The organism is Burkholderia sp. AU27893, from assembly GCF_002223205.1.
GTDB lineage: Bacteria > Pseudomonadota > Gammaproteobacteria > Burkholderiales > Burkholderiaceae > Burkholderia.
The window spans coordinates 1,944,294-1,965,529 of sequence record NZ_NKFD01000001.1; the positions used below are offsets into that span (position 1 = coordinate 1,944,294).

Below are 21,236 nucleotides of genomic sequence, written 5' to 3' on the forward strand. Positions count from 1 at the left end.
GATGAACGACAACGACCAACGCACGGTGCGCTTCGGCATCGTTGGCGCAGGCAGCATCGCGCGCCGTTTCGCGCAAAGCCTCGCGCACGTGCCGGGCGCCACGCTCGCCGGTGCCTGGGCCCGCCGCGCGGATGCCGCGGCAGACTTTTGCGAAGCGTACGGCGGTACGCCTGCTACAAGCCTCGACGCACTTCTCGCGAGCGATATCGACGCGGTCTACATCGCGACGCTCCATGACAGTCACGCGCAGTACACGCTGGCCGCGCTGGCTGCCGGCAAGGCCGTGCTGTGCGAAAAGCCCGCGACGCTGAACGCGGCGCAGCTCGACACCGTGCTGCGTGCGGCACGCGACGCCGGGCGGCTTTTCATGGAAGCGATGAAGCCACCGTTCTTCCCGCTGTACCGTCAGTTACGTGCGCATCTGCACGACGATCCGATCGGCGAAATCCGGCTCGTGCGGGCAGGATGCGCGTCGTCATCGGTGCCGGACGACCATGCCGTCTATCATCTCGATCGCGCGGGCGGCGCACTGCTCGATATCGGGATCTACGAGGCGTTTCTCGCGGTCGACTGGCTCGGCGCCGCGCGCGACGTGCAGACGCTCGGCCGCGTCGGGGCAACGGGTGTCGACCTGTTCGCGAGCCTGAACAGCGTGCATGCGAACGGCGGGATCGCGCAGCTCTTTTGCGGGCTCGACGTGATGGGGCGCGGCGACGCGCTGATCGCCGCGGCCGGCGGCCACGTGACGATTCACGAGAAATGGTGGAACCCCGCGCGCGCGACGATTCGTTATGCGGACGGGCGCACCGTCGAACTCGACGCACCGGTCGACGGCGGCGGGCTGAACTACGAGACCGCGCATTTCTGCGACCTGCTGCGCGCGGGCAAGACCGAAAGCCCGATCATGACGCATGATCACTCGCGGCAGATGATCGCGATGACCGACGCCGCGCGCGCGGCGCTCGGCGTGCGTTATTCGGGCGAGTAAGCGAGTAAGCGGGAAGGCGGGAGCCGGGCACGCGCGAGCGGCCCGGCGCGCGGCGTGCGCTCAGTGCCGCGACGGCAGCGACAGGCGCTTTTCGTACCAGCGCTGCACCCATTCGAGGATCTGGCACAGGATCCAGTACACGGCCGCGGCGGCGAGATAGAGCGGCAGCGGCTGATAGGTTGCCGCGATCACTTCCTGCGCGCTGCGCAGCAGTTCGGTCACGGTAATCACGGACACGAGCGACGTGTCCTTGATCAGGCTGATCAGGCTGTTCGACAGGCTCGGCACTGCGATGCGCAGCGCCTGCGGGCCGATCACGTAGCGCAGCGTCTGCCCCCACGACAACCCGAGGCTGTACGCGGCGAGCCATTGGCCGCGCGCGATCCCGTTGATCGCGCCGCGCATGCTTTCCGACATGTAGGCCGCGACGTTCGCGGACAGCGCGATGACGCCGGCGGGCGTCGGGTCGAGCGAGATCCCGAGGCTCGGCAGCCCGTAATAGATGACGAAGATCTGCACGAGCAGCGGCGTGCCTCGCATCAGGCTCACGTACGCGCGTGCCAGCCACGCGAGCGCGTTGACCCAGATGCGTTCGAAACCGTCGAGCGCTTCGCTTTGCCGGATGCCCATCATCGCGAGCACGACGGCGCCAAGCAGGCCGAACACCATCGACAGCACGGCGAACTTGACGGTCAGAACGGCGCCCTGGGCGAGCACCGGCAGCGATTGGACGAGCAGGGACGTTGTCGACATGGAATACGAATCGAATGCGTGCGCGAAAGCGCAATCATAAACCGGACGCATAAAACAAAGGGCGGCATCGTGACGGATGCCGCCCTTTCCGGCCCGCCGTCAGGCGGGAAATGCAGGCGTGCTTACTTGATCGGCTTCGTCACGTCGATGCCGAACCACTTGTCCGAGATCTTCGTGAAGGTGCCGTCGGCCTCGAGTTGCGCCATCGCGTCGTCGATCGCCTTCTGGAACTTCGGGTTGCCCTTCTTGAACGGGATGCCCGACGGGTTCGCCGAACCGACGTTCGCGCCCGGGCGCAGCGGCAGTTGCGAGTTCTTCGTCAGGTACGCGAGCATCAGGCGGTCGTTGAGTGCCGCGTCGAGACGGCCGGCCGCGAGATCGCGCAGGTACTCGGGCGCGCCCGGGTACGTCTTCACGTCGATGCCCGGCACCGACTTCGCCATGTCCATGTAGTTCGTGCCGAGCGCGACGCCGAGCTTCTTGCCCTTCAGGTCTTCCAGCGACTTGAAGTCACGCGTGTCGTCCTTGCGCTGGATCAGCTGTGCGGACGAGTACGTGTACGCCGGCGAGAAGTCGAGCGTTTCCTTGCGCTTGTCGGTGATGCCGACCTGGTTGGCGATCACGTCGAACTTGCCGGCCTGCAGGCCCGCGATGATGCCGCTCCATTCGGTCGTCACGAATTCGGCCTTCACGCCGAGCTTCGCGGCCACGGCCTTCGCGATGTCGACGTCGAAGCCGACGAGTTCGCCTTGCGGGTTCTTCGAGTTGAACGGCGGGAACGTGCCTTCCAGGCCGACCCGCAGCGTGCCGCGTTGTTTCACCTGGTCGAGGAGGTCGGCCGCATGCGCGGTGGCAGCGGCGAACGACGTGCCGATCAGGCCGGCAACCAGCAGCTTCTTCAGCAGCGCAATCTTCATCGTGTGTTTCCTTGCCCTGTCCGGGTCATTGATTCTGATAACGGGGTCGATCATAGCAAAAATGCAATCGACTTTTAAATATCGTTTGTTTATGCCTATATTACGCGGTGCGTTCGCGGGCGACGGCCTTCACGCATTCCGCGACGAGCGCGGGACCGCGGTAGATGAACCCCGTATAGAGCTGCACCAGCGCCGCGCCGGCCGCGAGCTTCGCGCGGGCATCCTCGCCCGAGAAAATACCGCCGACGCCGATGATCGGCACTTCGCTGCCGACTTCGGCGTGCAGCTTGCGGATCACTTCGTTCGACGCGTCGAACACGGGGCGGCCCGACAGGCCGCCGGCTTCGTCCGCATGCGGCAGGCCCTGGACGGCCGCGCGCGACAGCGTCGTGTTGGTGGCGATGACCGCCTCGATCTTGTGGCGCAGCAGCGTGTCGCCGATTTCCTTGACCTGTTCGTCGTCGAGATCGGGCGCGATCTTCAGCGCGAGCGGCACGAGCTTGCCGTGCAGGTCGGCGAGGCGCTGCTGCTTGTCCTTCAGCGCCGCGAGCAGCGCGTCGAGTTCGCCCGCGCCTTGCAGCTGGCGCAGGTTCTTGGTGTTCGGCGACGAGATGTTGATCGTCACGTAGCTCGCGAACGGGTACACGCGTTCGAGGCAGTACAGGTAGTCCTCGGCGGCGCGCTCGATCGGCGTATCGGCGTTCTTGCCGATGTTCAGGCCGAGGATGCCGCGATAGCGGGCCGCCTGGACGTTCTTCACGAACTGGTCGACGCCGTGGTTGTTGAAGCCCATCCGGTTGATCAGTGCTTCGGCCTGCGGCAGGCGGAACATGCGCGGGCGCGGGTTGCCGGGCTGCGGGCGCGGCGTGACCGTCCCGACCTCGATGAAGCCGAAGCCGAGCGCCGCGAGTCCGTCGATGGCCGCGCCATCCTTGTCGAGGCCGGCCGCGAGACCGACCGGGTTGCGGAACGTGAGCCCCATCACGGTGCGCGGCGCGTCGGGCACGCGGGCCGACAGCGCGCAGGCAAGGCCCGTGCGGCCGGCCGCGCCGAGCGCGCGCAGCGTGAGGTGGTGAGCGTCTTCCGCATCCATCTTGAACAGGGATGCGCGGGCCAGCGGATAGAGGGAACTGAACACGGGAATAGGGCGGACAGCCGGAATGAATGACAACCCGCTATTTTACCGGGAGTTGGGCGGCAGGGGCGCGCTTCGCTTCGTCACCCCCGCGGCGCGCGTCAGCCCGAGCCGGAATGCCCGCCTGGCAACGGCGCACGGGCCAGTGCAGCATCGACGGGCGGCAGGTCGATCCGTTCCGGATCGAGTATCTTCCAGCGGCCGTCGATCAGCCCTTCGAGCGGATGGAAGTTCGCCTTGTAGGCCATCTTCGGGCTCTCGCGGATCCAGTAGCCGAGGTACACGTAGGGCAGGCCGAGGCTCTTCGCCTGCTCGATCTGCCACAGGATGTTGTAGGTGCCGTAGCTCGTGTGCCGGTCGTCGGGCTCGAAGAACGTGTAGACGGACGACAGCCCGTCGCCGAGGATGTCGATCATGCTGACCATGCGCAGCTTCCCGGGCTCGCCGCCCGGGGCGTCGAGGTCGCGGAATTCGACGAGGCGCGAGTTGATCCGGCTCTGCAGCAGGAATTGCTCGTACTGGTCGCGGCTGTCGCGATCCATGCCGCCGCCCGCGTGGCGCGCGGACTGGTAGCGCATGTAGAGCGCGTAGTGTTCTTCGTCGTAGTGCAGCGGCGAAACCGTCGCGACGAGCGTGCGATGGCGCTTCCACATCCGGCGCTGCGTACGCGACGGCGCGAACGCGGCGACGGGGACGCGCACCGGCACGCAGGCACGGCAGCCGTCGCAGTACGGACGATACGTGAAGACGCCCGAGCGCCGGAAGCCGGCCTTCACGAGCTCGGTGTAGATGTCGGAGTTGATCAGGTGGCTCGGCGTCGCGACTTGCGAGCGCGCGACGCGGCCGTCCAGATAGCTGCACGGATAGGGCGCCGTTGCATAGAATTGCAGCGCCGAAAGCGGTGAAAGCGGCAGCTCAGTCGGGTGAGTCATGGGCAGCTCTCGTTGCAGGGAGGGAGTGCCGCGCTAGCGCTCGATTCCGGAGGGGGCCGCCGTTTCGGTGCGGCCCGTCAGCGCGGCGAGCACGCGCTTGTCGAACTGCCACGGAATCGGCGGTTCGGCTACCGCGCTGCGCACGTGAGCGACAAAGGCCTTGCGTGCGATCTCGCGGCCGCCGAGCGACGCTAGATGCGACGTATTCTGCTGGCAGTCTATCATTTCCAGCCCCTGCTCGCGAAGGTGCGCGACGAGCGTGGCCAGCGCGATTTTCGACGCATCGGTCGCGTCCGCGTACATCGACTCGCCGAAAAACATCCGCCCGAACGATACGCCGTACAGGCCCCCGACGCGCCGCCCGTCGTGCCACGTCTCGATGCTGTGTGCGTTGCCGGAGCGGTAGAGCGACGTGTACGCGTCGATGATTTCGGCCGTGATCCACGTGCCGCGCTGCCCACGGCGCGGCGCCTGCGCGCACGCGCGCATCACGCCCGGAAAGTCGTGGTCGACGCGCACTTCCCATTCGGGCTCGCGCAGCACGCGCTTCAGCGTCTTGCGCAGCGAGGGCGACACCTTGAATTCGGCCGGCACGAGGATCATGCGCGGATCGGGGCTCCACCACAGCACGGGCTGGCCGTCCGAGTACCACGGGAAGATGCCGCGCAGGTACGCGTCGATGAGGCGCGAGGGCAGCAGGTCGGCGCTCGCGGCGAGCAGCCCGGGCGCGCCCGTCGCGGGACCGAGCGCGCGTTCGATGGGCGGAAACGGATCGTCCGGGCCGAGCCAGGGGACCATGGGGCGGGGGCTCAGCCGTTGCGCAGCGAGCGGAAGATATCGCCGGTGTGCACGCCGTAGTCGCCCGCGGCGCGATCGGCGAAGAAGAACCGCAGGGTCTGGCTGACGGTCGGGAACGCGATTTCGTCCCACGGGATGTCGGCTTCGTCGAACAGCTTCACTTCGAGGCTTTCCTCGCCGGCCTCGAACGCCGGATCGGTGAGCCGCGCGAGGTAGAACAGGTGGACCTGGTGCACGTGCGGCACATTGAGCAGCGTGAACAGGTTCTGCACCTCGACGCGCGCGCCGGCTTCCTCGAGCGTTTCGCGTGCGGCGGCTTCGGCCGTCGTCTCGCCCATTTCCATGAAGCCCGCGGGCAGCGTCCAGAATCCGTAGCGCGGTTCGATCGCGCGGCGGCACAGCAGGATCTGGTCGCCCCAGACCGGGACCGTGCCGACGACGTTGCGCGGATTCTGGTAGTGGATCGTGCCGCAGTGATCGCAGATGAAGCGCTCGCGGTTGTCGCCCGGAGGAATGCGCGCGATGACTTCGTGACCGCAGACGGAGCAGAATTTCATGTCGAGTGGAAGGGACGAGGTGATGCGAGTGTATCACCGGGGCGCGGCATTCTTGAACGCCTGCGCGTGCGCACGGCATGGGGTGCGAAGCGGAGGGTACGTGTACGCGAAGAGGGCGCGGCGCCCGGGCGCGGAAAAACAAAAAGCCCGGCGCGGAGCCGGGCTTTTTGCGTAATTCTGGACGGTTGGTTGCGGGGGTAGGATTTGAACCTACGACCTTCGGGTTATGAGCCCGACGAGCTGCCAGACTGCTCCACCCCGCGTCCGTCGAAGAAATGAATTATAAGGAGTAACCCGAATGCGTGCAAGCGTTTTCTGACAATTTCTTGTCGCTGCTTGTGGGGCCGGTACGGCGGGTGCGTGCGCTAGAATCGAGCGGTTTGTTTCGTTTCTTCGGCAGCGGGGCCATGCGCGATCGTTTCGGCGCTGTTGCGACTCTCATTACTGTATCGACGGATTCATGGACATCGCTCACGATCTGCAATCGATCGGCGCGCAGGAACAGGCGCTCGTATTTCCCCATTTCGACCCGGCGCGCGCGTGGGCGCTCGGCAACCGGATGCACGCGCTCGCGACGTCGCGCGGCCATGCGATCGCGATCGACATCGTCACGTTCGGCCAGCCGCTGTTTTACGCGGCGCTCGCTGGCGCCACGCCCGACAATGCCGACTGGGTACGCCGCAAGCGCAACGTCGTCGCCCATTTCCGCCGCAGCTCGTACGCGATCGGCCTGCGCATGCAGCAGGCCGGCGCGACGCTCGCCGACAAGCACGGGCTGCCGATCGCCGAATATTCGCCGCACGGCGGCTCGTTCCCGCTAACCGTCGCCGGTGCCGGCGTGATCGGCTCGATCACCGCGTCGGGGCTGCCGCAGCGCGCGGACCACGAATTCGTCGTCGAGGCGCTCTGTGCCGAGCTCGGCCACGACTACGCCGTGCTGGCCCTCGCGAGGAGCTGAGCGATGCAGCTTCCCGGTTACGCATGGCTCGCGATCGCGATCGTCGCGGAAGTGATCGGCACGTCGGCGTTGCGCGCGGCGGACGGCTTCACGCGCCTCTGGCCGTCGTTGCTGGTCGTGGCCGGTTATGGCATCGCGTTCTACTGCCTGTCGATCACGTTGCGCACGATGCCCGTCGGCATCATCTATGCCGTCTGGTCGGGCGCGGGCATCGTGCTGATCACGCTCGTTGCGATGCTGCTCTATCGCCAGGTGCCGGACTTGCCGGCCGTGATCGGCCTCGGCCTGATCATCGCCGGCGTCGTGGTGCTGAACCTGTTCTCGAAGATGCAGGCGCACTGAGCGTGCGACTGCCATTTGCCGGATGACCCTCATGACCGATTCCCCTTCCGCTGCCGTTTCCGCCGAATCCGCTCAGCCCGACGTGCGCGCGACTGTCGCGAACCGTATCGGCTTTCTCGAACTGAACCGGCCGAAGGCGCTGAACGCGCTGTCGGTCGGCATGATCCGGCTGATGCAGCAGGCGCTCGACGCGTGGCGCGACGATCCGGAGGTCGTCGCGGTCGTCGTGCACAGCCCGCATCCGCGCGCGTTCTGCGCGGGCGGCGACGTGCGCTTCTTCCACGATGCGTGGCAGCGAGGCGACCGCGATGCGGTCGACACGTTCTTCATCGAGGAATACACGCTCAACCACACGATCTTCGCTTACCCGAAGCCTTATATCGCGCTGATGCACGGTGTCGTGATGGGCGGTGGCATGGGGATTTCGCAGGCGGCGCGGCATACGGGCGGCCTGCGGGTCGTGACCGACTCGACGAAGATGGCGATGCCGGAAACGCGTATCGGCCTGTTCCCGGACGTCGGGATGAGCTGGTTCCTCGCGCGCACGCCCGGCGCGCTCGGCCGCTATCTCGCCGTGACCGGCGCGACGCTCGACGCGGCCGGCGCGCTGTACGCGCAGCTCGCCGACGTCTATCTGCCCGATGCCGCGCTGCCGGCGCTGCTCGACACGCTGCGCAGCGCGCGCATCGCCAGCGGCGAGCAGGCGGTCGCGTGCGTGGCCGACGCGGCGGCCGCGCACAAGGTCGTGCCGACGCCCGACACGTCGGCGCTGGCCGACGCGCGTGCCGGAATCGACCGGCATTTCGCGCAGCCGGACATCGGCGCGATCCTCGCGTCGCTCGACGCCGAGCAGGACTGCGCGGCTGTCGACGGATGGGTCGAGAAGGCGACCCACGCGATGCGCGAACAGTTGTCGCCGCTGTCGATGGCCGTCTCGCTGGAAGTCGTCGAACGTGCACGCGGGGCAACGATGGCCGATTGCCTGCGGCGCGATCTCGATCTCACGCGCTCGACGTTCGCGCGCGGCGACGTGATCGAAGGCGTGCGCGCGCTGATCGTCGACAAGGACCACCAGCCGGCCTGGCGTTTCAAGTCGTCCGCCGATATCGATCGCGCGGACGTGCTCGCGATGTTCGACAGCCCGTGGATGCCGGACACGCATCCGCTGCGGAAGCTGCAGGACTGACATCGGTCGGACTGACCGAAGCGCGCGCTGGAAACGACAAGGCCGCCTGCACGAGCAGGCGGCCTTTTTCATGGGTGCCGACCGGTGGATGGCGAAGGGCGCAGCGCTTGCCGCCGCGTTATTCGTCGCCTGCGTCGTCCGACATGAACGCGCGCATGAACACGAGTGCGCCGAAGCCCCATACCGCGTTCGCCGCGAAGCCGGCCGCGAGCACGGGCATCATGTTGCCCGACGGCCAGATGCCGCGCAGCGGATCGATCGCGAACACTCGGGCGGCCGTCAGCACGATGCCGCCGAACACCAGCGCGCCGATCCACGAGGCCTCGCGCTCCGGCGAGACGCGCAGCAGCCACGCCATCGGGATCGCGCAGCACGCGCTGATCAACGCATTCGCGACAAATTCAGGAATGCCGAGCGGCGCGAACGGCTGCGTGGAGAAGCCGGTTGCGGCGATCAGGTCGGCCGTATGAAGGAGGGCGAGCGTCGCTTCGCGGAAGAACAGGGCGGCCAGGAAGCCGGACAGGAATGGCAGGATGACTTTCTGCATCGATGAGTGCACCGCAGGCGCGCACGGCCGGGGCCGTCCGCGCGGAGTTATTCGGATAGGTGCGCCATTATAGGGCCCGCCCGCCGCGATATTCGCTCCAGCGTCGTGCTAATCACGAAAGCGGAAAACCTAAGCTCAAAAAAATCGTTCCAAAGCCCTGCACCGATCCCTAGACTGATTTCCCAGAAACAGCCGTGCAATCGCGTCCTCGCCCGCTGCACGGCCTGACCGGCGAGCCATCCCGATTCGAACGCACACCATGCATGCGCCGCGCATCCGCGACGCGAGCAGGGCGGTGTCTTTTTCAAATTCCGGCAAGGACAGTCAAGCAGGAGCAGCAGATGAATGTGTTCTGGTTTATCCCCACGCACGGCGACAGCCGCTACCTCGGTACGGCCGAAGGCGCGCGCGCCGCGGATTACGATTACTTCAAGCAGGTCGCGGTGGCGGCCGATACGCTCGGCTACGAGGGCGTGCTGCTGCCGACCGGCCGTTCCTGCGAGGATGCGTGGGTCGTTGCGTCGAGCCTCATCCCGGCGACGCAGCGTCTGAAATTCCTGGTCGCGATCCGTCCCGGCATCGCATCGCCGGGGCTGTCGGCGCGCATGGCCGCGACGTTCGACCGCCTGTCGGGCGGCCGCCTGCTGATCAACGTCGTGACGGGCGGCGATGCCGCCGAGCTCGAAGGCGACGGCCTGTTCGCGGATCACGACACGCGCTATGAAATCACCGACGACTTCCTGAACATCTGGCGCGGGCTGCTGTCCGCGTCGCACGACAACGGCGGGTTCGACTACATCGGCAAGCATCTGCAGTCGAAGGGCGGCAAGGCACTGTATCCGCCCGTGCAGCGTCCGCATCCGCCGCTGTGGTTCGGCGGCTCGTCGCCGGCCGCGCACGAGATCGCGGCCGATCACATCGACACCTACCTGACCTGGGGCGAGCCGCCCGAGGCCGTCGCGAAGAAGATCGCCGATATTCGCGCCCGCGCCGAGGCGCGCGGCCGCAAGATCAAGTTCGGCATTCGTCTGCACGTGATCGTGCGCGAGACCGAGGACGAAGCATGGCGCGACGCCGAGCGCCTGATCAGCCGCCTCGACGACGAAACCATCGCACGCGCGCAGAAGGCGTTCGCGAACATGGATTCGGAAGGCCAGCGCCGGATGGCCGCGCTGCACGGCGGCAAGCGCGGCGGCCGCGAGGCGCTCGAGGTGTATCCGAACCTGTGGGCCGGCGTCGGCCTCGTGCGCGGCGGCGCGGGCACCGCACTCGTCGGCAACCCGGAGCAGGTCGCCGAGCGCATGCGCGAATACGCGGATCTCGGCATCGAGACCTTCATCCTGTCCGGCTATCCGCACCTGGAGGAGTCGTACCGTTTCGCGGAACTCGTATTCCCGCTGATCAAGGGCAACGGCGTGGCGAAGGCGACCGGCCCGCTGTCGGGCCCGTTCGGCGAGATCGTCGGCAACAGCTATCTGCCGAAAGCGGCCCAGAGCTGAGCGACAGGAGGCCTGCGATGACAACGAAAACGTCGACGACGGCCGCGGCCGTGGCCGCCCGCGCATGGCGCGGCGTCGCGCCGTGGCTCGTGCCGCTCGCGCTGCTGGCGGCATGGGAAGTCGGCGCGCGCATCGGCTGGCTGTCGACCCGCGTGCTGCCCGAACCGGTGGCGGTCGTGCGAGCGGCCTGGTCGCTCGTGACGTCGGGTGAAATGTGGGCGAACGTGAAGGTCAGCACGTGGCGCGCGCTGTTCGGTTTCGCGATCGGCGGCGGCGTCGGCCTCGCGCTGGGGCTCGCGACCGGCTTGTCGAAGGCGGCCGAGGTCGCGCTCGATTCGACGATCCAGATGATCCGCAACATCCCGGCGCTCGCGATGATTCCGCTCGTGATCCTGTGGTTTGGCATCGACGAGAAGGCGAAGCTGTTCCTCGTTGCGCTCGGGGTGTTCTTCCCGGTCTACATCAACACGTATCACGGGATCCGCTCGGTCGACGCAAACCTGATCGAGATGGCGAAGAGCTACGGCGTACGCGGCTTTGCGCTGTACCGCGACGTGATCCTGCCTGGTGCGTTGCCGTCGATCCTCGTCGGCGTGCGCTTTGCGCTCGGGCTGATGTGGGTGATGCTGATCGTCGCGGAAACGATCTCCGCGCAGTCGGGCATCGGCTACATGACGATGAACGCACGTGAATTCCTGCAAACCGACGTGGTGGTGGTCGGCATCCTGCTGTACGCGGTGCTCGGCAAGCTGGCCGACGTGCTGGCGAAATGGCTCGAGCGCGTGACGCTGCGCTGGCACCCCGCTTATCAATCAGGAGCAAAGGCATGAATGCGACGACTTCGGCGGCCGCCTACGGCCCGCTTGCCGGCGCAGACCTCGAGGCCGAACTGGCGCAGGCGCGTGTCGCGGACGGTGACGCGCGGGACGCAGCGGTTCTCGAACGTGACGCCGGCGCATCCGTCGTTCCGCTCGCGCGGCGACGGCCGGCAAGCCCGGCCCCCGACGATGCCGTGACACTATCGGGTGTCAGCAAGCGCTTCGGGGCACGCACGGTGCTCGACAACGTCGAGCTCGGCATCGCGCGCGGCAGCTTCGTCGCGATCGTCGGCCGCAGCGGTTGCGGGAAATCGACGCTGCTGCGTCTCGTCGCGGGACTCGAGCAGCCGAGCAGCGGCACGCTCGAAACGCGCGGCGAGGGCGGCGGCGAACTCGATACGCGGATCATGTACCAGGATGCGCGCCTGCTGCCGTGGAAGACCGTGCTGCAGAACGTGATGCTGGGCCTCGGACGCGGCGCGCGCGACCAGGCACGCGCGGTGCTCGATGAAGTCGGCCTGCTGGAACGCGCGAACGACTGGCCCGCGCAGCTGTCGGGCGGCCAGCGGCAGCGTGTCGCCCTGGCTCGTGCGCTCGTGCACCGGCCCCAACTGCTGTTGCTCGACGAGCCGCTCGGCGCGCTCGACGCGCTGACCCGCATCGAGATGCACGCGCTGATCGAGCGGTTGTGGCGCGAGCATCGATTCACCGCGCTCCTCGTCACGCACGACGTGCAGGAGGCCGTCGCGCTCGGCGACCGCATCCTGCTCATCGAGCAGGGGCGGGTGGCGCTGGATCAGCCGGTGCCGCTCGACCGGCCGCGCGCCCGCGCGTCGGCCGCGTTTGCGGCGCTCGAGGATCGCGTGCTGAAACGCGTGCTCGCCGGCGGGCCCGGTGCGGCCGACCACGACGCACCGCATGAGGCAGACAACGTTCGACCGGTCGGGCAGATCCGCTGGGCCGTTTAAATCCGGGCGGCAGCGGCCGCCCGTTCTGAGATCTTTTTCTTCGGAGCGATCAACCTGATGAGCATCACTGCAATCAACGTACGTAACCAGTTCAAGGGCAAGGTCAAGGAGATCATTCGCGGATCGGTGGTGTCCGAGGTCGACGTCGAGACGCCGTTCGGCATCGTCACGTCGGTGATCACGACCCGTTCGGTTGACGAACTCGAACTGAAGGTGGGCGCGGAAGTCGTCGCGCTCGTGAAATCGACCGAAGTCTCGATCGCGCGCCTCTGAGCCCGCGTGTGCTGCACCGGCGCGGCGCCGCGGGCAACCTGCCCGTTGGCGCCGCCCGGCATTGGCGCAGCGCGTTTGCCTCGGTATTCGACGTCCGGACGAAGTGCTAGGATGGAGCGACACCGATGCCGGAGGCCAACGCATGACCCCCATCCTTTCCCCCGAAGCCATCGAGGCGCTGAAATGGATCGACCAGTTCGGTGAAAGCCGGCCGGTTCCCGCCGTGTTCGACGATGTCGTCTACGCGTTGCTGAACGAGGGGCTGATCTACCAGGCGGCGACCGACCGGGTCGACCTGACGGCCGATGGCAAATCCTTTTTATCCGACGAATACGATTGAGCGCGCGGCGCCGGCCGCCAGGGCGGCCTGGCGCTGCGTCGCCACGGAGCGTGCGATGGAACCGAGAGGCAGCGACCTCGGCGATTTCAGCGAGCCGTACCGCGGCTTCGAGATCGAGGTGAAGACCGAGCAGGTCTGGGACGGCGAGCATGCGCATTACCGCGTGCTGCAGGGCGGTGCGGTGCGGATCGACTGGCGGCTCGTCAAGGTCGACGGGATGCTGCTGACCGAACGGCGCGTGATCGAGCGCGTGCTCGACGAGGCCCGGCGCGCAGTCGATGCGGAGTTGGGCGAGGGGTAGCACGCGTGCCGGGCGGGCACGGCCCGTGTTGCGGTAAAATACCGGGTTGTTTCCGCGCCGCCAGGCCTGTTGCCCGAAATCCATGTCCGTACCGTCTTCACTTCCTCCCCGCCGCGTATCCGTCGCGCCCATGCTCGACTGGACCGACCGGCATTGCCGCTCGTTCCACCGTACGCTGACGCGCGACACGTGGCTGTATACGGAGATGATCACGACGGGCGCGCTGCTGTTCGGCGATGCCCAGCGGCATCTCGCGTTCACGCCGAACGAATCGCCGGTCGCGCTGCAACTGGGCGGCAGCGAGCGGGACGATCTCGCGCGCGCGGCGAAGCTCGGCGAGCAGTGGGGCTATGACGAAATCAACCTGAATTGCGGATGCCCGTCCGAGCGCGTGCAGCGCGGTGCGTTCGGCGCGTGCCTGATGAACGAGCCGCAACTCGTTGCCGACTGCGTGAAGGCGATGCGCGATGCGGTGTCGGTGCCGGTCACGGTCAAGCACCGGATCGGGGTCGATGCGGTCGAGGACTACGCGTTCGTGCGCGACTTCGTCGGTACGGTGGCCGAGGCTGGCTGCGAAACGTTCGTCGTGCATGCGCGCAATGCGATCCTGAAGGGGCTGTCGCCGAAGGAGAATCGTGAGATCCCGCCGCTCAAGTACGACTATGCGTATCAGCTGAAGCGCGATTTTCCGTCGCTCGAGATCGTCATCAACGGCGGTATCACGACCCTCGACGAGGTAGCGCAGCATCTCGAGCATGTCGATGGCGTGATGCTTGGCCGTGAGGCGTATCACAACCCGTACGTGCTCGCCGAGGTGGATACGCGCTTCTACGGGTCGACCGCGGCGGTGCCGACGCGCGAAGAGGCCGAGGCGAAGCTGATCGAATACTGCGCGGCCGAACTGAAGCGCGGAACCTACCTCGGCGCGATCGTGCGGCACGCGCTCGGACTGTATCGCGGCATGCCCGGCGCACGCGGCTGGCGTCGTGTGCTGTCCGACAACAAGAAGCTCGCGCGTGCCGATCTGGCCGTGTTCGACGAGGCGCGTGCGCATCTGAACGAGGCCGAAGAAGTTTTTGAAAAAAAAGCTTTGCAAGATTCAAAAGTGTTCGTATAATCTTGTTCTTCGCTGCTGAAACACAAAAGCAGCGAAGAACAAAAAGCAGTAACAGTGGTGGCTGTAGCTCAGTTGGTAGAGTCCAGGATTGTGATTCCTGTCGTCGTGGGTTCGAGTCCCATCAGCCACCCCACAGAATTCCAAGCGGTATCAAGTTGTTAAAAACGGCACTGTCCCAAAAGACAGTGCCGTTTTTGTTTTGGAATTCCAAAATTCGGAATGACAGACCTCGTCGCTTTACGATCTTCATTCGATGGTTATGCCGTCCACGCAGCCGACCAATAACACGACACTCCGGTATTTGTTCCGTGATCGTGAACTTGGTCGAGACGAGAAACATCCGGACGAACAGAAGCGGCGACCTCGGCAACGAACAACGCCGCTATATGCGCAACCCGTGCTTAACGATCGGCCGCATTACTTGCAATCCCCGCCTGACCCGTTCGAGTGTTTCGAAAAACCACCCACGACCACAACGCACCACCCGCCACCTTTGCAACGAACTGCAATGCGGCGATCGTCGGAAACACTGCCCCGAACGCAATGAGTGGAAAGACGATGGAGTCGACAGCCGCACCCGCGACGTTCGCGCCGTTGGCGCGCGCCAGTATCGGAAAACGACGTGCGAGTTGAAACACGATTGCACTTGCGACGGCTGCCGAACCGAACGCTACGAGAGACGCGACGGCGATTTCCTTGGCAGCCGGATTGAGCGTGTAACTGACGACGCCGGCCGCTGCGATCAACGCAAGCATCCTTGACCAAAGTGCGCGGCCGCGCCAGTCCAGGTGAAGACGGTCTCGAATCGCGAGATCGAGTCCGATCAGAAAGAACGCGATGATCGGTGTAGCAGCGGGTCCGAAATGAGCGACCATCAGGTTCGCGACAGCGACTGCTGCGATATAGATCAAGACGTACATGATTTCCCTGCAGTGAAGAGTGCGCGCTGCGCCGATTCGGAGCCGAAGTTTGCCATACATGGCCGATTGAGCGGAGTGCTGCTTCGCTACGAGCAAGCCGGGTGGAACTGCGCGATTGGCGAAAAGCCGGAGTTGCGAGCGACAGGATATCGTCACTGCGCTGCCGGTTTTCATCCATGGATCTTCGACGCGAGATGGGATGGTCGTATCCCGTCGACATGATGTTGCGAAGTTTCCTGTCCCAGCTAAGGTTCTCGCGCCCCGTGCCGTTATCTTCCATGGACAGCCCTCGTGCCTCGAATGCTGATCCGTTTTCTTGCCTGCTCGCGTTCCGCGCGAGCAGGCTTTTTTCGTTCTTGGCCGCGCTTTGCCGCATGAATGGCGGAATGGGACAGGGAGTTGGCGTGAACCGATGGCGCGCAACAGTCTTACATTGGTGTAATGTGTCGCCTTCCTCGTGCCCGCATGCTTTGCAGGGCCGTTCGATCCCGGCGACCGATGATGGTGTCGGGATTTTTTTTGCCTGCATTCCGTTGCGCGGGCAACGCGTTGCGGCGACGTCCGGCGGGCAGGCGCTGACGTGAGCGCGTCAGCCGTGACCAGGACGAGCGCTGGCGAACGCCACGCGCCAGCGGATGGCGACCGCGCATGCAAGGTACGCGACGATAATGTGCGGAGTGCGATGCCTTGATTTCGTCGTCCCGGGACTCGCCGACACGGGATCGTTCGAGCGCAGCGTCGTTGAGGGTTGCATACCGCAACGCGCGGTACATTTTGCGGCGAGACGTCCCGAACAAGAGAACAAGCTGAAGGAGTGACCACCGATGCCGGCAACCCGGCCCACGCTGCGTGCCGCGACAGCGCGAGACGCACACCACATCGCTTGCCTGCACACGCTGAGCTGGCAAACCCCATACAGCCACATCCTGCCGGCTGCCTATCTGGCCGACGAGGTCCCGACGGAGCACGCGAACCGATGGCGGCACTATCTCGATCGCAATGAAAAAGAGTGGGGTCTCGTGCTGATCGCCGACGCGGATGGCGAACCCGTGGGTTTCGTCAGTGCCGAGCGTCCTGTCAACGCGGTGCTGGGCGTGTTGCTCGACTGCCTGCACGTCCATCCTTCGCATCACGGAAGCGGCACGGGCAAGCGCATGATCGACGCCGTTCGTGCCTGGGCGCGCACGATTGGCGCGCACAAGGTCCACCTGAAGGTGCTGGAGGACAACGTACGCGCAATCGGTTTCTATGAACACAACGGATGGCAACTGGCGGGTATCGAGACGAGCCGCATCGGCCAGACGGAGGTCACCGACCGGATCTATGCGATACAGGCGTAGTGGCCTGCCGACATTCGAGCGAACGGTCGCACGATGTGCGGCTGTCGCCGGGCGAAGGCCGAACGGGCTCCGTCGCTACTCGCCGCAGTACCGCACGAGCAAATCGGCTTCCGTCTCGTGCACCTCGACGGGCAGGGTCGTTGCGCCTGCATAGGCCAGATAGCGTGCGCGATGCTGGCCGTTGCGGAACGACGCGACGCCGACCTTCGACAGGCCGGGGATGCCGAGCAGCGTTCGCGTTCGCGTCTCGCGAAACGTGATGTATGGCATGTCCGCAATCCTAGCCTGTTCAGGATCGAGGAATTCGCGAATGCCCGCGGCTTTTCCAGGAGCCCAGTACAGAACGGACGGCAACACGTAGTCCGTCGTGTCGCGGTCGGCACATGTCAGCAGTTTCGGCAGGTCGATCGTCACGACCCGATGGCGCGTATCGTCAGACGAGAATACCCGCTTGAGGTGCGTATAGGCATAGGGTGTGTGCCCGGGAAGCTGGATAACCCAGACTTCTACGCCATTTTCCTGTGCGTGGGCGAGTGCCATTGTTTCCTCTGATGCCGCGAGCGGCCTTATTGATTCCAGTTTAGCAGCGCGATTGCGGCGGCGAGGCAGGACAATACCCGAAAGAGGAAACCGGAGCGATTCGCGGCAGAACCTGAACCGCGAGCAAAAGCGCGGAGGAGAATGGTGGGCAAATCGATTGCGCTCATGTGTCGGCGATCGATATCGACAGGTCACGAGAATATCGCGATACTGCCCGAGGACATGATGCGCCGCGCGAATTTCATCGAAGATTCATACAGTGTCGAGGAACCGGATGCGCGGCTCATCGTAAGTACAGCGCTGGCAGATTGACCGGAGAAAACCATGTCGTCGAAACTTGAAATCGAGTACCTCGATTACTGTTTCACCGCGATGCTCGAAATCAGAGCGTCCGGTCGGACAGGCGTTGTCGACTGGCATCTCGAATCCGATTCGCGAAGCAAGACGCTTGCGTGGATCGTGTTCGATCGCTTTCTCGAGCGACATGATTTCGCTGATGAAGAGGATGCGCGCGCCAACATCGTCGACTGGCTGGAGCGACTGGCCGATCCGCGCTCGGGCGCGCCGGTCGAAATGGCGAAGGCGAATGCGGTTGCTGCCGGGGCGGTGGCGACGGGCGTATCGACCACATCGACTGCCGAAATCGTCGGCGAAACCGTCATCGATATTGCTGGCGACCTCGACTGGATAGAGCGGGTCGCAGAATGGCTTTTCAGCTGACCGTCACGATGACGAAACCCGGTTGTCATGACGCGCGTCCCGGTGTTCGAAAAATACGGTTTCGAAAAAGTCGGTACCGAAAAATGAAGCCCGAATCGTGTCGATCGGAAAAATAGAATAAACCTGCTTTGACAACGCCTGCGACTTACCGGAAACTGGGTTCGGGCTGAAAATATCCGATTGAATTAAAACAAAATAAAACTCCAGAAATGAAAAGAAGAACGCTGCTGACGGCGGGCGTGATCGTTGTCGCTGCCGGCCTGACAGGCTGCACTGCAATGCTGTTCGAAGACGGCCATTACGAAGAGACAGTCGACCGATTCCTCGTCAGCGAGGACGGCAAGAAATTCGTCGTGCTCGGCAAGAAATATCACTACATCTTCGAGATGCCGGAGCATCTCGGCGCGGTGCTGGCATCGCCTTACCGGAAATCGATCGAGGCGTCGCTATCTGGGTTCGTCGCGCAGGGCAGCAAGATTTCGGGCGATTTCTCGCTGCGGCTCCATCGCGATGACATGACCAATGAGGATTGGAATCGTGCGCTGGAGGACGGCTTCACGAAGCTCGGAGACTGGGATCTCGGGATGAAGGGTGAACTGGCCGGATCGCGCTATCTCGCCGATGGTTTTGCGCAAGGCAAGACGTGGTCGTCGTTTGCGCATGCGTACAAGATCCCGGTCACCGACCGCATCACGACGGCGGGCAAGGCCGTGCGCGTGCTCGCGACGCCTGTCACGCTCGCAGCCGACGGTGTGATGATGATCGGGGCCGTGGTGCTGTCACCCGTCATCGTGGTGGTGCTCGCGCCGGTCGCGGGCGTTGCGCTCGGACCGTGACGCGATCCGCGCGGCACGCGAGCGAACCAATTGCTGCGGCATTGTCACCAAATGGTGAGTTGCCGCACAGATCGTTGCGCGGCCCACGCTCACAATTTGGCCGGTTGACCGTTCTTCCCCGGCCCGGTCAACCGTTTCCCCGCTCGCTCGCGCAGGAGCGGGGGCTTTTTGCCCGTCCGACGCGGGGAGGCTGCGTCGACGGAACCGGACGGGCGTCCGGCGGGCGGCGTGAGCGCATCGATTGCGCACCCCGGCATCCGTTCGCCTGATCCGCACGAATCGCTTTCCTCGTGCCTGAGCGAACCCTCAGGCCCATTGCCGGTTTCGGCCGGTGATGCCTTGGTCCCGGCGGCGCGCAAGCATGCCGCCGGGATATTTTTTGCGCCGGATGCGTTGCATCACGTGTCGCACAGCAGGCAGGTCGACCCGCTCAGCCAGCCTGTTCCACGCTGGTTTCCCATCCGTCGTAATCCCCTCCGAGTGCACGCACTTCGTGGTTGATCGCGATCGTATGGCGCGTGATGTCGGCCAGCGCCATGGTGCCTTCATGTGAAAACCGGACCGCCGACTTGCCGTCCTCGGTGGGCGCCACCGATTCGACCGGATAGCCTTTCGATTCGGCCCAGTCCGCGAACTGATGCGCGTCGCTCGGGTCGGGGAAGTACGCCCAGTGCATCACGCGCCGACTTACGTCGCTGGCGTCGCCTTTCTTCCGCAATTCGTCCAGCACACGCATGTCGCGCATGATCAGCCAGTCGTCATCGGTCGGGTAGAGCGTCTGCCAGTACGCTTCCTTGTCCGGATCGTCCTGATGCGCGTACTGCAGGGCGTAAGTCGTCTGATCGGCCAGCGCGTCGACGATCTCCGCCGCGGCCTCTTGGTCGAACGGCACGTAGAAGAGGAAATCCCGATGGCCGTCGACGGTGATGCGGCCAACCTGCACGCCCCCTTTCGCGGTGATCGTGGCGTCGAGCAGATCCTCGATCGTCGCGAGGTCGGTGAATTCGTCGCCGGTCGGCAGGCCCTCCGGTGTCGGATGCGCAAAGGGGACGCGCACGCTGAGCAGCGACGTGCGCGGATCGCCTTCGGCGATTTCCGCAAAGCTGTGGTTGAAGCTGATGAAAGCCTGATGGTCGCCCATTCTGGCAGGGAAGGTTCCCCAGGCGTCGGTCATGTGTTTCTCCCGTGCACGATTGTCTGTTGACGGTTGTAAAGCGTCCCAATGTATCATCGAAAATCACGTGGGCCGGAGAAGCGCGCATGATCGCGAGTCTGGGCATTCTGGTGCCGGTCGAAGACGATCGCTTCCGGGCGGTGGTGGATTTCTATCGGTTGGCGCTCGCGCTGCCCGTGCATGCCGAAGGCGTGTCGGCTGCGGGGAATCCGTGGCATCGCTTTGTCTTGGACGGGGCGACGCTGACCATCCATACGGGTAGCGGTGGCAAGTTTCCGTACCCTGAGTTTCGTCCGACTGGCCATGGCATTGCGTTGGCGATCGAAGTCGCGCACGTGTCGGAAGCCGTCGCGCGCCTTGAGTCGTGTCGCGTCAGTATCCTGAACGAATGGGACTACGGCGATGGCACGATCGCGATTTCCGTGGCCGATCCGGCGGGAAACGTCTGCGAGATCTGGGGCCGTCCGTGATCGTGTATCGGTGCGGCGGGCCGCAAAAAATTCGAAGGAGATGCCAATGTCGATGTTTGCGGTGAATGGCGTGCGAATCGATCCGCTCAGCGCGCGCGTGACGCACGTGCGCTGGGCGGCCGTGAATCCGGCTGACCGGTCGTGGGCGGCGACGCCCAGCGAAGCACCGGTGGCAGACGTGGCGCGTGCGCTCGCGTCCGGTAACGATGTCCGCGCAATCTTCTCGGCGTCGGACGCCACCGCGATCGGGCCCCGGCTGAAGCGCGTGCTGTATCGCGATGCATCGGAAGGCATCGAACTCGACATCGATGCAACGAACGAGTCGCGCACTTTGCGCGACCTGCCGCAAATCTGACCGGCGCGGCATGCGTCAGCGATAACGGGTGCCGCTGCATGGAGGGCGGCACCTGGCCGAACGGCCGCTCGCGCGACGTCGATCGCGAGGAGTAGTATTGGATGACCGTCATGCTGCATTGGCGGTTGCGCCGAACGGTCTGACGCGGCACGTGATCTTGAGCGAGCCCGTTTTACCGGAAGCGAATATCGCAAACGCGTTCGAGATCATGTCCAGACCGCTCATCGCCCTGTCGGCATCCGCGCTTTGTCTGGCGCTGTCGGCTTGCCAGACCGCGCCCGAGCCGCCTCCGCTACCGTCGCCCGACACCGCGTCGGCTGCCGCGGCCGTGCCGGCATCGTCGCCGCCCGAGCCGATCCGTGGCGTCGGCCAGGCCCCTCATCTTGCCGGGCAGAGCCACTGGGCCATTGGTCAATGCACGACCAACGGCACCGTCAAGGTGTGCAACTGAA

General features: G+C 65.1%; 28 protein-coding genes and 2 tRNA genes. 19 read left to right on the top strand and 11 right to left on the bottom strand.

Going from position 1 to position 21,236, the window contains the following annotated elements:
* Position 1: 1 nt before the first annotated feature.
* Positions 2–988 carry a Gfo/Idh/MocA family protein gene (locus CFB47_RS09220; RefSeq protein ID WP_089439992.1) on the top strand — a complete coding sequence of 329 codons (987 nt, stop codon included), beginning with the start codon at positions 2–4 and terminating at the stop codon, positions 986–988.
* A 60-nt stretch (positions 989–1,048) separates the two neighbouring features.
* Here CFB47_RS09220 and CFB47_RS09225 read toward each other — a convergent pair whose 3' ends face one another.
* The 7 genes from CFB47_RS09225 to CFB47_RS09255 all read right to left on the bottom strand — a co-directional run bounded on the left by CFB47_RS09225 (position 1,049) and on the right by CFB47_RS09255 (position 6,343).
* Complete coding sequence (locus tag CFB47_RS09225; RefSeq protein WP_006484207.1) at positions 1,049–1,741, bottom strand: amino acid ABC transporter permease; 693 nt, start codon at positions 1,739–1,741, stop codon at positions 1,049–1,051.
* Between the two features lie 122 nt (positions 1,742–1,863).
* On the bottom strand, positions 1,864–2,658 hold the full coding sequence (locus tag CFB47_RS09230; protein ID WP_039358847.1) for a cystine ABC transporter substrate-binding protein: 795 nt from the start codon (positions 2,656–2,658) through the stop codon (positions 1,864–1,866).
* 100 nt (positions 2,659–2,758) lie between these two features.
* Positions 2,759–3,796 (bottom strand): quinone-dependent dihydroorotate dehydrogenase, encoded by a 1,038-nt coding sequence (locus CFB47_RS09235; protein ID WP_021161559.1) that lies wholly within the window; start codon positions 3,794–3,796, stop codon positions 2,759–2,761.
* Between the two features lie 98 nt (positions 3,797–3,894).
* Positions 3,895–4,725: an arginyltransferase gene (locus tag CFB47_RS09240; RefSeq protein ID WP_089425267.1), complete on the bottom strand. Its 831-nt coding sequence runs from the start codon at positions 4,723–4,725 to the stop codon at positions 3,895–3,897.
* A 33-nt stretch (positions 4,726–4,758) separates the two neighbouring features.
* A complete protein-coding gene (aat, locus tag CFB47_RS09245; RefSeq protein WP_089456133.1) occupies positions 4,759–5,523 on the bottom strand; it encodes a leucyl/phenylalanyl-tRNA--protein transferase in 765 nt (254 codons plus the stop codon).
* Between the two features lie 11 nt (positions 5,524–5,534).
* On the bottom strand, positions 5,535–6,080 hold the full coding sequence (locus CFB47_RS09250) for an NUDIX hydrolase (RefSeq protein WP_089425269.1): 546 nt from the start codon (positions 6,078–6,080) through the stop codon (positions 5,535–5,537).
* A gap of 186 nt (positions 6,081–6,266) precedes the next feature.
* Positions 6,267–6,343, bottom strand: a tRNA-Met gene (locus tag CFB47_RS09255).
* A 197-nt stretch (positions 6,344–6,540) separates the two neighbouring features.
* Between CFB47_RS09255 and CFB47_RS09260 the strand changes: the two genes are divergently transcribed.
* Genes CFB47_RS09260 through CFB47_RS09270 form a run of 3 tightly spaced genes read left to right on the top strand, consistent with a single transcriptional unit; the run spans position 6,541 to position 8,566 of the window.
* Positions 6,541–7,038: a heme-degrading domain-containing protein gene (locus tag CFB47_RS09260; RefSeq protein ID WP_011351856.1), complete on the top strand. Its 498-nt coding sequence runs from the start codon at positions 6,541–6,543 to the stop codon at positions 7,036–7,038.
* Between the two features lie 3 nt (positions 7,039–7,041).
* A complete protein-coding gene (locus CFB47_RS09265; protein ID WP_039358831.1) occupies positions 7,042–7,380 on the top strand; it encodes a multidrug efflux SMR transporter in 339 nt (112 codons plus the stop codon).
* A gap of 31 nt (positions 7,381–7,411) precedes the next feature.
* On the top strand, positions 7,412–8,566 hold the full coding sequence (locus CFB47_RS09270) for an enoyl-CoA hydratase/isomerase family protein (RefSeq protein WP_089460994.1): 1,155 nt from the start codon (positions 7,412–7,414) through the stop codon (positions 8,564–8,566).
* 118 nt (positions 8,567–8,684) lie between these two features.
* Here the strand turns inward: CFB47_RS09270 and CFB47_RS09275 are convergent, their stop codons facing one another.
* Positions 8,685–9,113, bottom strand: a complete 429-nt coding sequence (locus CFB47_RS09275; RefSeq protein WP_006484223.1) for a hypothetical protein — start codon at positions 9,111–9,113, stop codon at positions 8,685–8,687.
* A 341-nt stretch (positions 9,114–9,454) separates the two neighbouring features.
* Between CFB47_RS09275 and ssuD the strand changes: the two genes are divergently transcribed.
* The 8 genes from ssuD to CFB47_RS09315 all read left to right on the top strand — a co-directional run bounded on the left by ssuD (position 9,455) and on the right by CFB47_RS09315 (position 14,562).
* Positions 9,455–10,612, top strand: a complete 1,158-nt coding sequence (gene ssuD / locus CFB47_RS09280) for an FMNH2-dependent alkanesulfonate monooxygenase (RefSeq protein ID WP_089439996.1) — start codon at positions 9,455–9,457, stop codon at positions 10,610–10,612.
* 17 nt (positions 10,613–10,629) lie between these two features.
* On the top strand, positions 10,630–11,442 hold the full coding sequence (gene ssuC / locus CFB47_RS09285; protein ID WP_089439997.1) for an aliphatic sulfonate ABC transporter permease SsuC: 813 nt from the start codon (positions 10,630–10,632) through the stop codon (positions 11,440–11,442).
* Positions 11,439–12,398, top strand: a complete 960-nt coding sequence (locus CFB47_RS09290) for an ATP-binding cassette domain-containing protein (RefSeq protein ID WP_089456136.1) — start codon at positions 11,439–11,441, stop codon at positions 12,396–12,398. The genes ssuC and CFB47_RS09290 overlap by 4 nt, the downstream gene beginning before the upstream one ends.
* A 57-nt stretch (positions 12,399–12,455) precedes the next feature.
* Positions 12,456–12,671: a molybdopterin-binding protein gene (locus tag CFB47_RS09295; protein WP_006476104.1), complete on the top strand. Its 216-nt coding sequence runs from the start codon at positions 12,456–12,458 to the stop codon at positions 12,669–12,671.
* 142 nt (positions 12,672–12,813) lie between these two features.
* Positions 12,814–13,011, top strand: a complete 198-nt coding sequence (locus CFB47_RS09300; protein ID WP_089460995.1) for a hypothetical protein — start codon at positions 12,814–12,816, stop codon at positions 13,009–13,011.
* Positions 13,012–13,066: 55 nt separating this feature from the next.
* On the top strand, positions 13,067–13,312 hold the full coding sequence (locus tag CFB47_RS09305; protein WP_089456138.1) for a hypothetical protein: 246 nt from the start codon (positions 13,067–13,069) through the stop codon (positions 13,310–13,312).
* Between the two features lie 130 nt (positions 13,313–13,442).
* Entirely contained in the window at positions 13,443–14,429 is a 987-nt protein-coding gene (dusA, locus tag CFB47_RS09310) for a tRNA dihydrouridine(20/20a) synthase DusA (protein WP_071334403.1), read from the top strand.
* 57 nt (positions 14,430–14,486) lie between these two features.
* Positions 14,487–14,562: transfer RNA gene (locus CFB47_RS09315), tRNA-His, on the top strand.
* 268 nt (positions 14,563–14,830) lie between these two features.
* On the opposite strand, the gene CFB47_RS09320 is transcribed toward CFB47_RS09315, so the two are convergent.
* Entirely contained in the window at positions 14,831–15,349 is a 519-nt protein-coding gene (locus CFB47_RS09320) for a VUT family protein (protein ID WP_089460996.1), read from the bottom strand.
* Between the two features lie 101 nt (positions 15,350–15,450).
* Between CFB47_RS09320 and CFB47_RS40310 the strand changes: the two genes are divergently transcribed.
* Complete coding sequence (locus tag CFB47_RS40310) at positions 15,451–15,933, top strand: hypothetical protein (protein ID WP_143330823.1); 483 nt, start codon at positions 15,451–15,453, stop codon at positions 15,931–15,933.
* A 240-nt stretch (positions 15,934–16,173) separates the two neighbouring features.
* A complete protein-coding gene (locus tag CFB47_RS09325) occupies positions 16,174–16,689 on the top strand; it encodes a GNAT family N-acetyltransferase (RefSeq protein ID WP_089460997.1) in 516 nt (171 codons plus the stop codon).
* A 75-nt stretch (positions 16,690–16,764) separates the two neighbouring features.
* On the opposite strand, the gene CFB47_RS09330 is transcribed toward CFB47_RS09325, so the two are convergent.
* Positions 16,765–17,229, bottom strand: a complete 465-nt coding sequence (locus CFB47_RS09330; RefSeq protein ID WP_089460998.1) for a hypothetical protein — start codon at positions 17,227–17,229, stop codon at positions 16,765–16,767.
* Positions 17,230–17,553: 324 nt separating this feature from the next.
* Between CFB47_RS09330 and CFB47_RS09335 the strand changes: the two genes are divergently transcribed.
* The gene (locus tag CFB47_RS09335) at positions 17,554–17,949 is read left to right on the top strand and encodes a hypothetical protein (RefSeq protein WP_089460999.1); all 396 of its coding nucleotides are present in this window, start codon (positions 17,554–17,556) and stop codon (positions 17,947–17,949) included.
* Between the two features lie 209 nt (positions 17,950–18,158).
* Complete coding sequence (locus CFB47_RS09340; protein ID WP_089456143.1) at positions 18,159–18,785, top strand: hypothetical protein; 627 nt, start codon at positions 18,159–18,161, stop codon at positions 18,783–18,785.
* A gap of 430 nt (positions 18,786–19,215) precedes the next feature.
* On the opposite strand, the gene CFB47_RS09345 is transcribed toward CFB47_RS09340, so the two are convergent.
* The gene (locus tag CFB47_RS09345) at positions 19,216–19,959 is read right to left on the bottom strand and encodes a DUF695 domain-containing protein (protein WP_089440005.1); all 744 of its coding nucleotides are present in this window, start codon (positions 19,957–19,959) and stop codon (positions 19,216–19,218) included.
* Positions 19,960–20,045: 86 nt separating this feature from the next.
* Between CFB47_RS09345 and CFB47_RS09350 the strand changes: the two genes are divergently transcribed.
* The 3 genes from CFB47_RS09350 (at position 20,046) to CFB47_RS09360 (ending at position 21,235) form a co-directional block, all read left to right on the top strand.
* Positions 20,046–20,429, top strand: coding sequence for a VOC family protein (locus CFB47_RS09350; protein WP_089440006.1), 384 nt, complete (start codon positions 20,046–20,048; stop codon positions 20,427–20,429).
* Between the two features lie 46 nt (positions 20,430–20,475).
* Positions 20,476–20,784: a phosphatidylserine/phosphatidylglycerophosphate/cardiolipin synthase gene (locus CFB47_RS09355; RefSeq protein ID WP_046546333.1), complete on the top strand. Its 309-nt coding sequence runs from the start codon at positions 20,476–20,478 to the stop codon at positions 20,782–20,784.
* Positions 20,785–20,992: 208 nt separating this feature from the next.
* The gene (locus CFB47_RS09360) at positions 20,993–21,235 is read left to right on the top strand and encodes a hypothetical protein (RefSeq protein WP_089461399.1); all 243 of its coding nucleotides are present in this window, start codon (positions 20,993–20,995) and stop codon (positions 21,233–21,235) included.
* Position 21,236: the final 1 nt, after the last annotated feature.